Source organism: Streptomyces sp. NPDC085944, assembly GCF_040686295.1.
Lineage (GTDB): Bacteria > Actinomycetota > Actinomycetes > Streptomycetales > Streptomycetaceae > Streptomyces > Streptomyces salinarius.
The window spans coordinates 349,847-363,083 of sequence record NZ_JBFBJX010000004.1 but is presented as its reverse complement, the minus strand read 5'-3'; the positions used below and the strand labels follow the sequence as shown (position 1 = coordinate 363,083).

Sequence of the window (13,237 nt, the reverse complement as noted above, 5' to 3'; positions counted from 1 at the left end):
ACGACACCTCGAACGACGGACGCCACATCCGTGTTCCCGGTCCGCGGCGAACCGCAAGGGCCTCACGGCACGTCGGGGGCCTGTATAGGGTGACGTGCGTGGGGAGAGTCCGGTTGAGCGTGGCGGAGCGCCGCGAGGAGTTGCTGCGCGCTGCCGTCGAGCAGATATCGGCGCGGGGCGTGGCGGCGCTGAGGATCGCCGACGTGGCCGCCGCGCTCGGTGTCAGCAACGCTCTGGTGCTCTATCACTTCTCCACCAAGGAACGGCTGGTGGCCGCCGCGTTCACGCACGCCGCCGAGGCCGATCTCGCCCATCTGCACAAGCTGCTCACCCGTCGTACGACGGCGCTGCGCCGCCTGCGGGCGGCCGTGCGGTGGTATGCGCCGACCGGTCACGCCAAGGGCTGGCGGCTGTGGATCGAGGGCTGGGCGGCGGCGCCGCGCGAGCCCGCGCTGCGGGAGGTCACGCGCGAGCTGGACCGGCAGTGGAAGGCGGCGCTCGCCGAGGTCATCGCCGAGGGCGCGGCCGGCGGCGAGTTCTCCTGCCCCGACCCGGAGACCGCCGCCCTGCGTCTGACGGCGTTGCTCGACGGGCTGGCGGTGCAGCTCACGTCGTACGCGGGCACGGTCTCGCGGGCCCGGGCGCAGGAGTGGGTGGACGAGGCGCTGGCCCGGGAACTGGGCCTGGAGCGGGCGGCCCTGGTGTCCGCACGACGTTAGGGGCTGTCGCACGGGGCCCGGCCGCCCGGTCCGCCTCAGGCCACCGAGGCGATCCGCGTCTTGATGTCGTCCGGCGACAGCGTTCCCTTGGCCGTCACGTGGTCGCCCGACGACTCGCCGCGCAGCCGGCGCCCGATCCACGGGACCAGGTACTCGCGCGCCCAGTGCACGTCGTCGCGCCGCACGTCGAGCGTGCCGCGGGGCGGCAGGGGCGGCCAGGGCTGGTCGGGGTCGGCCGGGACGCGCAGGCCGAGGGCCTGTCCGGCGCGCAGCGCCACGCGGGTGTGGCCCTCCGGCGACAGGTGCAGCCGGTCGGCGTCCCACGCCCTGCGGTCCTGGACGCTGCGGAGCGACCACAGGTCGAGCACCGGGCAGCCGTAGCGGTCGGCGATGGCGCGCACGTGCCCGTTGTACGTGGCGATCTTGCCCCGCAGGTGCTTGAGGACGGGCACCCCGCGGGTGTCGAACCCGGTGGTCACCAGGACGGTGCCGGCCGCGGCGGTCAGCGCGGCCACCGCCAGTTCGAACCGCTCGGCGACCTCGTCGGGGTCGGTGCCGGGCCGGATGATGTCGTTGCCGCCCGCCGCGAAGGACACCAGGTCCGGCGCGAGGGCGACGACCCCGGGGACCTGTTCCGCCACGATCTGGTCGAGGAGCCTGCCGCGCACGGCGAGGTTCGTGTACGTGAAGTCTCCCTCGGGGCGCCGGTCCGCGAGCAGTACGGCCAGCCGGTCGGCCCAGCCGACGAACGCCCCGCCGGGGCCGGGGTCGCCGACGCCCTCGGTGAAGCTGTCCCCCACCGCCACGTACGACCCGATCACTGCTCTGCTGTCACTCTTCGAATCGTCTGCCACGTCGGCCCATGATTCACCTTGGAATGTGACCTACGCGACCGTAGGCAGGGGTTGACGGTCGGTGAGAAAGGCCACGCCTAAAGTGTTCGTCAATTCCGGAATACGCCGAGGTCCGGACACGCCGAAGGCCGGACCCGGGGATCGGGGTCCGGCCTTCGGGGTGCGGAGGCCGCGCGGAGCCGGTCGTCAGACGGAGACGCCGTGCGAGCGCAGGAACGCGAGCGGGTCGATGTCCGAGCCGTAGTCCGGCGTGGTGCGGATCTCGAAGTGCAGGTGCGGGCCGGTCACGTTGCCGGTGGCGCCGGAGAGGCCGACCTGCTGTCCCGTCGTCACGGTCTGACCGGCGGAGACGGAGAGCGAGGAGAGGTGGGCGTACTGGGCGTAGTGGCCCTCGTCGAGCTTGATGACGACCTGGTTGCCGTAAGCGCCGCCCCAGCCGGCGGAGACGACGGTGCCCGCGCCGACGGCCTTCAGCGAGGTGCCGGTCGGAACGACGAAGTCGGTACCCGTGTGGTAGCCGCTGGACCACATGCTGCCGGACTGGTGGTACGGGGTGCCGACGGTGCCGCCCGCGACGGGGGAGGTGTAACCGCTGGTGGTGCCCGCGGACTGGGTGCCGGAGTCCGAGGACGCCGAGGACTCGGTGGCAGCGGTCTTCGTGGTGTCCGTCGACTTCTGGGCCGGCTTCTCGGCGGGCTTCTGCTTCTCGGCGGGCTTCTGCGACTGCGCGGAGGACGGCGCCGAGGACTTGGCGGCCTGGCCGGCGATCGAGAGCTCGAGACCCGGGTGGATCAGCGACGGGTCGGAGCCGACGGCCTCGCGGTTGTCCGCGTAGAGCTTCTTCCAGCCGCCGTCGACGTGCTGCTCGTCGGCGATCTTCGAAAGGTAGTCACCGCTCTTCACGGTGTATGTGCGGGATTCCGCGTTCTTGTCGGAGCCGTTCGCGGCGGCCTTCTTGGCCGACGCCGGAACGGACTGCACGGCCTGCTCGGAAACGGAGTGCGCGGGGGCGGCGTTGGCGGAGGCGGCACCCATCAGCGGGAGCGCGAGCGCGGCGCCACCGGTTCCGGCGACGGCGATGGTGCGGGTCAGGCGCATGGCCCTGGTACGGCGGTGCTTACCCTTCGCGGGCATGGCGAATTCCTCTCCGGCGCCTGCGAGGTGAGCTGTCGGGTGCGGGCTGGAGATGCCCGGCCGCGCCGAAGCGCGGCTTTACCCCAAGCCGTTCCGGGAACCGGAACAGGCAGTTCTACCTGTGGGTCCCCCGCTCCTGCCGTGTACGGGTGGTGGATGAGTGCGGGCTCCGGTCGGCGGCAGGATTAGGCGTCCGTCCGGATCGGTGGTGAACGTAAGGGACCAAGACGCACAGGGACAAGCGAGAGGTTCCGGCGACAGCTGTTTCTATTGATCCATTACGGGAAATCCCGGTAACCCTGCGTCGATTTCCCTCGCACCGCTTTCCCTGAATTCCCTTGAGAACGGGCCGGATTACGTGAACATGACGGGCAACGCTCGGTCACGGATATGACGCTGCTCACGCGCCCCTCACCCACCTGCCGCCATTTCAGGCCCAGTTATAACCAATCATCCAATTCGGACAGAAGGCCCTTTCCGGCCCGCAATACCCCTGCCTGAACGGCCTTCGCGCACCGGCCATGCCGTATCGTCGAATGGCGCCCGCCGGCGAGCAGCGGCGGCGGGGCGGAGTGGGAGGAGCCCCCGTGACGCAGCAGGTCCCGTCGACCGAACCCGAGCTGACCGGTGTGCGCAACTTCCGGGACGTGGGCGGACTGCCGACCGTGGACGGCCGGCGGGTACGGCAGGGGGTGCTGTTCCGCAGCGGCCACCTGGCTCATGCCACCGGGGAGGATGCCGCGTTCCTCGCCTCGCTGGGCCTGCACACGATCTTCGACTTCCGCAACGCGGCCGACCAGAAGCTCGACGGCGCGGACGTCGAGCTGCCGGGCGTGCGCAATGTGAACCTGCCGCTGAGCGATCCGGCCGACGGCGCCGAGTTCTGGAAGATGGTCCGGGACGGAGATCTCGACCAGCTGCACGGGATCCTCGGCGACGGCAAGGGCGCCCGGCGCATGGTCGCCTCCTACCGTGCGATGGTCACGGAGCGCACCTCGGAGCACTCCCGGATCCTGCACGCGCTCGCCGAGGACAGCGTCCCGGCGCTGATGCACTGCGCGGCCGGCAAGGACCGCGCGGGCCTGTCGATCGCGGTCACCCTGCTCGCCCTGGGTGTCGAGCGCGAGGCCGTCGTCGAGGACTACCTGAAGTCGAACGCCGCGCACCGCCGCTACAAGGTGCGCCGCAGCAGCACCGCCGCCTCCGCCTACTCCCCCGAGGTCATGGAACTGCTCAGCCCGCTGTTCGACGCGCGCGCCGAGTACCTGGCGGCGGCCTTCGAGACGATCGAGGAGACGTGGGGCGGAGTCGACGCCTATCTGGAGAAAGGGCTGCGGCTCGGCGCCGGGACCCGGGAGCGGCTGCGCGAGCGGATGGTGGACTGAGCCACCCGCTCGCGGACGGGCTACTTGGCGCCCACCTCGAACAGCAGGTAGAGGAAGCCGCCGAAGACGTGCCCCAGGGCGATGTAGATGACCAGGCGCACCCACAGGGCGCGCGGGAACTTGTCCTCGATGGCACTCATGGCGTCTCTCCAGGGGTCGGGCCGAGGCACAGCGCGGCCGTCGGGCTCTGCAGCAGGGTGTGGACGAAGAGCAGCTCGACCCCGTCGGGGTCCTGCGCCGCGATCCGGTGCGGGGTCATGGAGTCGAAGTGGGCACTGTCCCCGGCGGTGAGCCGGTGCTCGGTGTCCCCGAGGCGCAGCCGCAGCCGGCCCCTGAGGACGTGGAGCCACTCCTCTCCTGGGTGCACCCGCACGACGTCGCCCTGGGAGCCGTACGGCACCTCGACGCGCAGGGCCTGCATGCCCCGGCCCGGCGCTCCGGCCTGGTAATACGTCCAGCCGCCCGCGCTCGTGGCCTCCATGTCGGCGGCGCGCACGACAGCGTCCCGGTCGGCCGCGGTCTCGCCCAGCAGCTCGGCGACGGTCGTCCCGTAGATGCGGGCGAGGGCGAGCAGCATCGGCAGTGAGGGCTGGCGCTGCCCGGTCTCCAGGCGGGAGAGGTGGGCGGGTGACAGCCCTGCGGCGCGGGCCGCGGCCTCCAGGGTGAGGGCGGCCCGCCGCCGCAGCTCGCGCAGCTGCGGTGCGACGGCGGCGACCGCACCCTCGGCGGGGCCGGTCTCGGAGGAGCTCATGCCTCCATTCAGCCCGAGTGTTGCCCCGCAGGCAAATTTCTTGCCTCACAGGCAAAAAAGTCGGTCAGCGGTTGGCCACCGCCTGCTTGACCAGGGTCTTCCCGAAGTCCCACATCAGTCCACCGCCATTGTGCGCGTCCTCCATCACCTCCGTGAAGGCGTCGACGAACCGGTCGGCGTCGTCGGTGTCGATGATCAGCGGCGGGATCAGCTTGATCACCTCCAGGTGGTCGCCGGACACCTGGGTCAGGATGCGGTGCCGCTGCAGCAGCGGCACGACCACCATCTGCGCGAACAGTCCCTTCCGCGCGGCCTGCAGCATCGTCCAGCGGCTGCGCAGTTTCAGGGAGCTGGGCCGGCCGAACTCGATGCCGATCATCAGTCCGCGGCCCCGGACGTCGGCGAGCAGTTCGTAACGGTCCACCAGTGCGGCCAGCCGGGACTTCAGCCGGTCCCCCACCGCGGCGGCGTTCGCGACGATCTCCTCGTTCTCCATCACCGACAGCACGGCGAGGCCGGCGGCCATGGCCTGCGCGTTGGACCCGAAGCTGGCCGAGTGGACCTGCACGCGGTCCATCGAGGAGTAGACCTTCTGGAAGATCCAGTCCTTGCCCAGGGTCGCTCCCACCGGCACGTATCCGCCGGACAGCGCCTTGGCGACGCAGACCAGGTCGGGTTCGACGCCGTCGTCGTGCTGGTAGGCGTAGAACTTCCCGGTACGGCCGAGCCCGGTCTGCACCTCGTCGGCGATCAGCAGCGCCTTGTGCCGGTGCAGCAGGTCCTGCGCGGCGCGCAGATAGCCGGGCGGTGCCTCGTGCACGCCCTTGCCCTGGACCGGCTCCACGATCAGCGCGGCCACGTCGCCCTTCTTCAGCTCCCGGGCCAGGGCGTCCAGGTCGCCGAGCGGGACGGCGGTGTCGGGCAGCAGCGGCGCGAAGCCCTTGCGGAACGAGTCCTCGCCGTTGACGGAGAGGGAGCCGGTGGTCAGTCCGTGGAAGGCGTGGGAGCAGTACAGGATCCGCTGCCTGCCGGTCGCGTACCGGGCGAACTTCAGGGCGGTCTCGACGGCCTCGGTGCCGCTGTTGCCGAAGAAGACGCGGTCCAGGTGGGGGCTGTAGGAGAGCAGCTTCTCCGCCAGCAGGCCGGGCAGCGGCGGGCAGTCGAAGCGGGTCAGGTCGGCGAGCGAGGCGTCGAGGACGTCGTGCAGCGCCTTGCGGACGACGGGGTGGTGGCGGCCCAGGCCCATGACGGCGAACCCGGCGAGCATGTCCAGGTAGTCGTTGCCGTCCGCGTCCCAGAAGTGTGCGCCCTCGGCCCGCTCGTAGACCTTGTCGAAGCCGATGGTGCGCAGCATGCGCGGCTGCTGGTGGTTGAGGTACCTGGCGTGCAGCTCGTACCGCTCGGCGCCGCGCTCGGCCAAGAGCGCGGCGAGGTCGAACTCCTTGGTCATTCAGTTCTCTCCTTGCGCTGGCATGACGATCCGTCCGTCGCCGGACATCCGCCCGTCGCCGGGCTGTTCCACCGCCGGTTCCCCCGCCTGTTCGCCGGCCGGTTCGGCCAGGGCCAGGCTCGCGGCGATCCGGCCGGCGACGTCGACCGGGGTGAGGCCGATGTCCGCGAGCACCTCGGCGCGCTTGGCGTGCGCGAGGAACTGCTCGGGAATGCCGAATCGGCGTACGGGGACGTCGACCTCGGCGTCGCCGAGCGCCAGGGCCACCGCGGAGCCGACCCCGGCGGCGCGGCTGTTGTCCTCGACGACGGCCACCAGGCGGTGCTCGGCCGCGAGGGGCGCGAGCGCCGGGTCGACGGGCTTGACCCAGCGGGGGTCGACGACGGTGCAGCCGATGCCGCGGGCCTCGAGGAGTTCGGCGGCGCCGAGACAGACGGGCGCCATCACGCCGACGGCCACGAGCAGCACCTCGGGCCGCTCGGCGGCGTGCAGGACGTCCAGGCCGCCGATCCGGTCGACGGCGGGTACGGCGGGACCGACGGACTCCTTGGGGAAGCGCAGCAGCGTCGGCGCGTCGTCCACCGCGACCGCCTCGCGCAGCTGGGCGCGCAGCTGGTCGGCGTCGCGCGGCGCGGCGATGCGCAGGCCGGGGACGACCTGGAGGACGGACATGTCCCACATGCCGTTGTGCGAGGCCCCGTCGACGCCGGTGACGCCGGCCCGGTCCAGGACGAAGGTGACCCCGCAGCGGTGCAGTGCCACGTCCATCAGGAGCTGGTCGAAGGCACGGTTGAGGAAGGTCGCGTACACGGCGACGACCGGGTGCAGTCCGCCGGTGGCGAGGCCGGCGGCGGACACGGCGGCGTGCTGCTCGGCGATGCCGACGTCCCAGACCCGGTCGGGGAAGCGCGCGGCGAAGGGCGCCAGACCGACCGGGTGCAGCATGGCCGCGGTGATCGCGACCACGTCCTCGCGCTCCTCGCCGATCCGGACGATCTCCTCGCCGAAGACCGAGGTCCAGGACGGCCCGCCGACCGGGCTGAGCGGCTCGCAGGTGAGCGGGTCCATCACACCGACGGTGTGGAAGTGGTCCTCATCGTCGCGCAGGGCGGGTTCGTAGCCGCGGCCCTTCTCGGTGAGGCAGTGGACCAGCACCGGGCCGTGGAAGCGCTTGGCACGGCGCAGCGCCGACTCGACGGCGCGGACGTCGTGGCCGTCGATCGGGCCGAGGTACTTGAGCCCCAGGTCCTCGAAGAGCCCCTGCGGGGCGAAGGCGTCCTTGAAGCCCTTCTTGGCGCCGTGCAGGGCCTCGTACACGGTGTTGCCGACCACGGGGGTGCGCTGGAGCACGTCCTTGCCCCAGGCCAGGGCGCGCTCGTAGCTGTCTGTGGTGCGCAGGGTGGCGAGGTGGTTCGCGAGGCCGCCGATGGTGGGGGCGTACGAGCGTTCGTTGTCGTTGACGACGACGATCAGCGGCCGGTCCCGGGCCGCCGCGATGTTGTTGAGCGCCTCCCAGGCCATGCCGCCGGTGAGCGCGCCGTCACCGATGACGGCGACGACGTGGCCGTGCTCCCCCTGCACCTGGCGGGCCTTGGCGAGGCCGTCGGCCCAACCGAGGACGGTGGAGGCGTGGCTGTTCTCGATGACGTCGTGCTCGGACTCCTCACGCGAGGGGTAGCCGGACAGGCCGCCCTTGCTGCGCAGCTTGGAGAAGTCCTGACGGCCGGTCAGGAGTTTGTGCACGTAGCTCTGATGGCCGGTGTCCCACAGGATGCGGTCGTCCGGCGACTCGAAGACCCGGTGCAGGGCGACGGTGAGCTCCACCACGCCGAGGTTGGGTCCGAGGTGACCGCCGGTGCGGGCGACCGCGTGCACCAGGAAGTCACGTATCTCGTCGGACAGTTCACCGAGTTCCGCCTCGGACAGCGCCTTCAGGTCGCGTGGTCCCCGGATGTTCTCCAGAATCGTCACGCTCGGGCCCCCTTCGGTCCGCGTTTCAGCTCACGGTGACGGCCGGCGCCCCCGAGGCGCCGTCCTTCTCCATCTGCTCCGCGATCCTCATCGCCTCCTCGATGAGGGTCTCCACGATCTTCGACTCGGGGACGGTCCTGACGACCTCGCCCCTGACGAAGATCTGCCCCTTGCCGTTGCCGGAGGCGACGCCGAGGTCGGCCTCGCGGGCCTCGCCGGGGCCGTTGACGACGCAGCCCATGACGGCCACGCGCAGCGGCACCTCCATGCCCTCCAGACCGGCGGTGACCTCCTCGGCCAGCTTGTAGACGTCGACCTGGGCCCGGCCGCAGGACGGGCAGGAGACGATCTCCAGCCGGCGTTCCCTGAGCCCGAGCGACTGGAGGATCTGGATGCCGACCTTGATCTCCTCGACCGGCGGGGCGGAGAGGGAGACGCGGATGGTGTCGCCGATGCCCTGCGAGAGCAGCGCGCCGAAGGCGACCGCCGACTTGATGGTGCCCTGGAACGCGGGCCCCGCCTCCGTCACCCCCAGGTGCAGCGGGTAGTCGCACTGGGCGGCGAGCCGGCGGTAGGCCTCGACCATGACGACCGGGTCGTTGTGCTTGACCGAGATCTTGATGTCCCGGAAGTCGTGCTCCTCGAAGAGCGACGCCTCCCACAGGGCGGACTCGGCGAGGGCCTCGGGGGTCGCCCTGCCGTACTTCTGGAGCAGCCTGCGGTCCAGCGAGCCCGCGTTGACCCCGATGCGGATCGGGGTTCCGTGGTCGCGGGCCGCCTTGGCGATCTCCTTGACCTTGTCGTCGAACTGCTTGATGTTGCCCGGGTTCACCCGGACCGCCGCGCAGCCGGCCTCGATCGCGGCGAAGACGTACTTGGGCTGGAAGTGGATGTCCGCGATCACCGGGATCTGCGACTTCCTGGCGATGACGGGCAGCGCGTCGGCGTCGTCCTGGGTGGGGCAGGCCACGCGCACGATCTCGCAGCCGGCCGCCGTCAGCTCGGCGATCTGCTGGAGCGTGGCACCGATGTCGGAGGTGCGGGTGGTCGTCATCGACTGCACCGACACCGGGGCCCCACCCCCGACCGCCACCGGCCCGACCTGGATCCGCCGCGACACGCGCCGCTCGGCGATCGGCCGGACCGGTACCTCGGGGAGCCCCAAGGGGATGGCGGTCATGACGTCACTCCCGGTTCGAGGAGACGGTCTCGCGCATGGCGCGCAGGGACTCCTTGAGCGAGCCCATGGTGGCCAGGACGGCGGTGGGCTCGTAACCGCAGTGCGCCATGCAGTTGTCGCAGCGCGGGTCCTTGCCGCGGCCGTACTTGTCCCAGTCGGTTTCCTCGATCAGCTCCCGGTAGGTCGGGACGTATCCGTCGCTCATCAGGTAGCAGGGGCGCTGCCAGCCGAAGAGGGAGTAGTTGGGGATCGCCCAGGCGGTGCAGGGGAAGTCGACCTTGCCCTCGAGGAAGTCGAGGAACAGCGGGGAGTGGTTGAGGCGCCAGCGGGCCCGGTTGCCCCCCGAGAAGGCCTTCCGGAACAGCTCGCGGGTCTGCTCCACGCCCAGGAAGTGCTCCTGGTCGGGCGCCTTCTCGTAGGCGTAGGCGGGCGAGATCATCATCTCGTCGACCTTGAGGTCGTCGTTGAGGAAGTTGAGCACCTCGACGATGGTCTGCGGGGTGTCGGTGTTGAAGAAGGTCGAGTTGGTGGTCACCCGGAAGCCGCGGCGCTTGGCCTCCTTGATGGCCTCCACGGCCTCGTCGAACACGCCCTCCTTGGCCACCGACTCGTCGTGCCGCTCGCGCAGCCCGTCGATGTGCACGGCGAAGGCGAAGTACGGCGAGGGCTTGAACTTGTCCATCTTCTTGCGCATGAGCAGCGCGTTGGTGCAGAGGAAGACGTACTTCCGCTTGGCCACCAACTGGCGCACGATCTCGTCGATCTGCGGGTGCATCAGGGGCTCGCCGCCGGCGATGGAGACCATCGGTGCACCCGATTCGAGCACCGCTCCCACGGCCTGCGCGACCGGCATGCGCTGCTTGAGCACACCGGCGGGGTGCTGGATCTTGCCGCACCCCTCGCACTTCAGGTTGCAGGCGAAGAGCGGCTCCAGCTCCACGATGAGCGGGAACTTGTCCCGTCGGCGAATCTTCTGTTCGGCCAGGTATGTAGCGACCTTGATGGACTGGCGCAGCGGCATGGCCATCTGGGCTCACCTCCGGGGGAGCAACAAAGAACGGTGCCATTCGAAAAATGCGGGAAGAACGGATCGAAGAACACGGAAAGCCGATATTCCACCGCGCACGGTGCCGATCCGGACGAGTTCGTGTTCTGGAGCGTCCACGACCACCCGGACGGCCGCAACCGGGCGCGGGCCCGTGCGGACGGCGCTCAGGAGCGTGGCCGCGGACTCCATGTCAACGGCGATCGCGCCGGTCGCGAGCAGGTCGGCCCGTTCGGGGCCGCGGACGACGTGGTCCGAGCCGGTCAACGGCCCGGTGTGGACGGTGCGCCCCGGGACGGCTCGCGCGAGTTCCTTGACGAGCCGGTCGGTCGCGACACAGGGGACGGTGGAGCGGGGGTCCCGGGTCTCCTCGGCGACGACCAGGTCGCCGGGGTGCATGCCGGGGGCGAGTCCCGCGCAGAAGCCGGTGGCGAGCACCGCGGCGGCGTCGAGCTCCGGGTCGGCGAGGACCCGGGCGACCGAGCGCTCGGCCGCCTTCGGGCCCATACCGGTGCGCAGGACGGTGACCGGCCCGCCGGCGCCGACGCGGTCGCCGGTGCGCAGGGCGAGGTGCTCGATACCGAGCGCGCAGGCGATCAGCAGCGGGGACGGGCCGGTCTGCGAGGTCATCAGCTGCCCTTCACCTCGGCCACGACGGACGCGGTGGGTGCCTCGGCCGCACGGGGCTTGTCGGCGAAGGGCTCCCCGTGGACGTACCGGCCGAGTGCGGTGAGCGGGAAGACCTGCCGGTAGAGGTGGTAGTTGATGGAGAAGTCCCACGGGAAGCCGGTGCCCGTGAAATACGGCTCGTCCCAGGAGCCGTCCTCGCGCTGGGTGGCCGCGAGCCACGCGATGCCGCGCTCCACGGCCTTGGACTCCCGCTCCCCCGCCGCCAGCAGGGCCATCAGTGCCCAGCCGGTCTGCGAGGCGGTGGAGGCGCCCCGGCCGCTCCACTCCCGGACGTAGCGGTAGGAGCGCAGGTCCTCGCCCCAGCCGCCGTCCTCGTTCTGGACGGACTCCAGCCAGCGCACCGCGCGCCGGATGGCCGGGTGCGAGGTGGGCAGCCCGGCGGCGGTCAGCGCGGGGATCACGGACCCGGTGCCGTAGACGTAGTTGACGCCCCAGCGGCCGAACCAGGAGCCGTCCGCCTCCTGCGCGTCCAGGAGCCACTGGATGCCGCGGCGGGTGCGCGGGTCGTGGGCGAGGCCCTCGACGGCCAGCATCTCGACCACGTGCGCGGTGACGTCGGCGGACGGCGGGTCGATGACCTCGCCGAAGTCGCAGAACGGCAGCCGGTTGGGGAAGGCGCTGGTGTTGTCGACGTCGAAGGCTCCCCAGGCGCCGTTCTTGGACTGCATGCCGAGGTTCCAGCGCACCCCGCGCCCGATCGCCTTCTCCACCCGCTCCGGGTCGTGGTGCCTGACCCGGCGCAGGGCGAGGACGACCTCGGCGGTGTCGTCGATGTCGGGGTAGTTGTCGTTGTGGAACTCGAAGGCCCAGCCGCCGGGCGGGAGTCCGGGGCGCTTCACCGACCAGTCGCCGGGGCGCACGATCTGTTCGCCGAGCATCCAGTCCGAGGCCTTCACCAGCTGGGGGTGGTCCTCGGGGACGCCCGCGTCGGCGAGCGCGATGGTGGCCAGGCAGGTGTCCCACACCGGGGACTGGCAGGCCTCGATCATCCGGGCGCCGTCCTCGCGCCACACGGCGAACCGGTCCAGCGACTCCAGGCCCGCGCGCATCACGGGATGTTCGAGGTCGTAGCCGAGCAGGTAGAGGGCGATGACCGAGTAGACGGCCGGGGGCTGGATGCCGCCCCAGCAGCCGTCGTTCTCCTGACGCTCGATGATCCAGCGGGCGGCGCTGTTCATCGCGGCCCTGCGCAGCCGGCGCGGGGCGACCTTGCGGTAGGCGTGCAGGGCCTTGTCGATGCGCTGGAAGGCGCCGTCCCAGCTGGCCGCCGGTGCCAGGGGGCGCGGCGGGTTGGGGCGCGCCGGGTCGGTGTGCAGTTCGTCCAGCGAGAACGGCGCGGGACGCACCGGCCGCTTCGCGGAGACGATGGTGAGCGGCACGATGGTCTGCCGGGCCCAGCAGCCGAAGTCGTAGATGTTGAGCGGGACCCAGGTCGGGAAGTAGATGAGCTCCGGCGGGAGTTCTGGCAGGTCCTCCCACTTCCACCAGCCGAACAGCGCCAGCCAGATGCGGGTGAAGACGCGCGCCGCGGCGATGCCGCCGCGGGAGCGGATCCACTCCGAGGCCCGCGCCATGTGGGGCGCGTCGGGTGAGTCGCCGGCCAGGCGGAGGGCGACGTAGGCCTCGATCGTGGTGGACAGTTCGCCGGGGCCGCCGTAGAAGGTGGCCCAGGTGCCGTCCTCGCGCTGCTCGCCGCGGATGAACAGCGCGGCGGCGCGGGTGGTCTCCTCGTCCTGGATGCCCAGGAACTGACGCAGGAGCAGGTCCTCGGCGTCCATCGTGACGTTCGTCTCGAGGTCGCCCTTCCACCAGCCCTCGGCGTCCTGCTTGGCGAGCAGGAAGTCGGTGGCGCGCCGGGTGGCGCGGGCGGCGGCTTCGGGTACCCCGGCCGCCGTGGCGGGGATCGTGCTGTCGGTGTCGCTGGCCGAGGCTGCCAGGGGCCGCAGGGAGGCCCCGGTGCTTCCGTCGGTCGTCGCTGTCATGGCTTCCCCTTCGTGCAGTGTGCATGTGGTGCGTCTGCTGGGTCCGCCGTCGGCCGGTGCTCGTGTCTCCACGACA

12 protein-coding genes and 1 riboswitch are annotated in these 13,237 nt (G+C 71.2%); of the genes, 2 read left to right on the top strand and 10 right to left on the bottom strand.

Features of this window, described 5'->3' with window-relative positions:
- Positions 1-119: 119 nt before the first annotated feature.
- A complete protein-coding gene (locus tag AB0P07_RS10260; protein WP_365548153.1) occupies positions 120-719 on the top strand; it encodes a TetR family transcriptional regulator C-terminal domain-containing protein in 600 nt (199 codons plus the stop codon).
- 35 nt (positions 720-754) lie between these two features.
- On the opposite strand, the gene AB0P07_RS10255 is transcribed toward AB0P07_RS10260, so the two are convergent.
- Entirely contained in the window at positions 755-1,540 is a 786-nt protein-coding gene (locus tag AB0P07_RS10255; RefSeq protein ID WP_365548150.1) for an SGNH/GDSL hydrolase family protein, read from the bottom strand.
- Positions 1,541-1,759: 219 nt separating this feature from the next.
- Positions 1,760-2,707, bottom strand: coding sequence for a LysM peptidoglycan-binding domain-containing M23 family metallopeptidase (locus AB0P07_RS10250; RefSeq protein WP_365547809.1), 948 nt, complete (start codon positions 2,705-2,707; stop codon positions 1,760-1,762).
- Positions 2,708-2,711: 4 nt separating this feature from the next.
- Positions 2,712-2,869, bottom strand: a riboswitch (cyclic di-AMP (ydaO/yuaA leader).
- Positions 2,870-3,294: 425 nt separating this feature from the next.
- On the opposite strand from AB0P07_RS10250, the gene AB0P07_RS10245 reads away from it, so the two are divergent.
- On the top strand, positions 3,295-4,092 hold the full coding sequence (locus AB0P07_RS10245; protein WP_365547806.1) for a tyrosine-protein phosphatase: 798 nt from the start codon (positions 3,295-3,297) through the stop codon (positions 4,090-4,092).
- A gap of 20 nt (positions 4,093-4,112) precedes the next feature.
- Here AB0P07_RS10245 and AB0P07_RS10240 read toward each other — a convergent pair whose 3' ends face one another.
- The 8 genes from AB0P07_RS10240 to shc form a co-directional block, all read right to left on the bottom strand.
- A complete protein-coding gene (locus tag AB0P07_RS10240; RefSeq protein WP_007389118.1) occupies positions 4,113-4,232 on the bottom strand; it encodes a DUF6126 family protein in 120 nt (39 codons plus the stop codon).
- Positions 4,229-4,843, bottom strand: coding sequence for an XRE family transcriptional regulator (locus tag AB0P07_RS10235; RefSeq protein ID WP_365547803.1), 615 nt, complete (start codon positions 4,841-4,843; stop codon positions 4,229-4,231). Before AB0P07_RS10235 ends, AB0P07_RS10240 begins: the two co-directional genes overlap by 4 nt.
- A 64-nt stretch (positions 4,844-4,907) precedes the next feature.
- Positions 4,908-6,293 carry an aspartate aminotransferase family protein gene (locus tag AB0P07_RS10230; protein WP_365547800.1) on the bottom strand — a complete coding sequence of 462 codons (1,386 nt, stop codon included), beginning with the start codon at positions 6,291-6,293 and terminating at the stop codon, positions 4,908-4,910.
- Positions 6,294-8,264 carry a 1-deoxy-D-xylulose-5-phosphate synthase gene (dxs, locus tag AB0P07_RS10225; protein ID WP_365547797.1) on the bottom strand — a complete coding sequence of 657 codons (1,971 nt, stop codon included), beginning with the start codon at positions 8,262-8,264 and terminating at the stop codon, positions 6,294-6,296.
- 25 nt (positions 8,265-8,289) lie between these two features.
- A complete protein-coding gene (gene ispG / locus AB0P07_RS10220) occupies positions 8,290-9,444 on the bottom strand; it encodes a flavodoxin-dependent (E)-4-hydroxy-3-methylbut-2-enyl-diphosphate synthase (protein ID WP_365547794.1) in 1,155 nt (384 codons plus the stop codon).
- Between the two features lie 4 nt (positions 9,445-9,448).
- The gene (gene hpnH, locus AB0P07_RS10215) at positions 9,449-10,471 is read right to left on the bottom strand and encodes an adenosyl-hopene transferase HpnH (RefSeq protein WP_061441213.1); all 1,023 of its coding nucleotides are present in this window, start codon (positions 10,469-10,471) and stop codon (positions 9,449-9,451) included.
- A gap of 6 nt (positions 10,472-10,477) precedes the next feature.
- Positions 10,478-11,119, bottom strand: a complete 642-nt coding sequence (locus AB0P07_RS10210) for a 1-hydroxy-2-methyl-2-butenyl 4-diphosphate reductase (protein ID WP_365547790.1) — start codon at positions 11,117-11,119, stop codon at positions 10,478-10,480.
- Positions 11,119-13,161 carry a squalene--hopene cyclase gene (gene shc / locus AB0P07_RS10205; protein WP_365547787.1) on the bottom strand — a complete coding sequence of 681 codons (2,043 nt, stop codon included), beginning with the start codon at positions 13,159-13,161 and terminating at the stop codon, positions 11,119-11,121. Before shc ends, AB0P07_RS10210 begins: the two co-directional genes overlap by 1 nt.
- Positions 13,162-13,237 lie beyond the last annotated feature (76 nt).

Bases quoted from the DNA above. Each gene is read 5' to 3' on its own strand.
- shc (WP_365547787.1), bottom strand. From the start codon at position 13,161: ATGACAGCGACGACCGACGGAAGCACCGGGGCCTCCCTGCGGCCCCTG.
- AB0P07_RS10240 (WP_007389118.1), bottom strand. From the start codon at position 4,232: ATGAGTGCCATCGAGGACAAGTTCCCGCGCGCCCTGTGGGTGCGCCTG.
- ispG (WP_365547794.1), bottom strand. From the start codon at position 9,444: ATGACCGCCATCCCCTTGGGGCTCCCCGAGGTACCGGTCCGGCCGATC.
- hpnH (WP_061441213.1), bottom strand. From the start codon at position 10,471: ATGGCCATGCCGCTGCGCCAGTCCATCAAGGTCGCTACATACCTGGCC.
- AB0P07_RS10230 (WP_365547800.1), bottom strand. From the start codon at position 6,293: ATGACCAAGGAGTTCGACCTCGCCGCGCTCTTGGCCGAGCGCGGCGCC.
- AB0P07_RS10250 (WP_365547809.1), bottom strand. From the start codon at position 2,707: ATGCCCGCGAAGGGTAAGCACCGCCGTACCAGGGCCATGCGCCTGACC.
- AB0P07_RS10235 (WP_365547803.1), bottom strand. From the start codon at position 4,843: ATGAGCTCCTCCGAGACCGGCCCCGCCGAGGGTGCGGTCGCCGCCGTC.
- AB0P07_RS10210 (WP_365547790.1), bottom strand. From the start codon at position 11,119: ATGACCTCGCAGACCGGCCCGTCCCCGCTGCTGATCGCCTGCGCGCTC.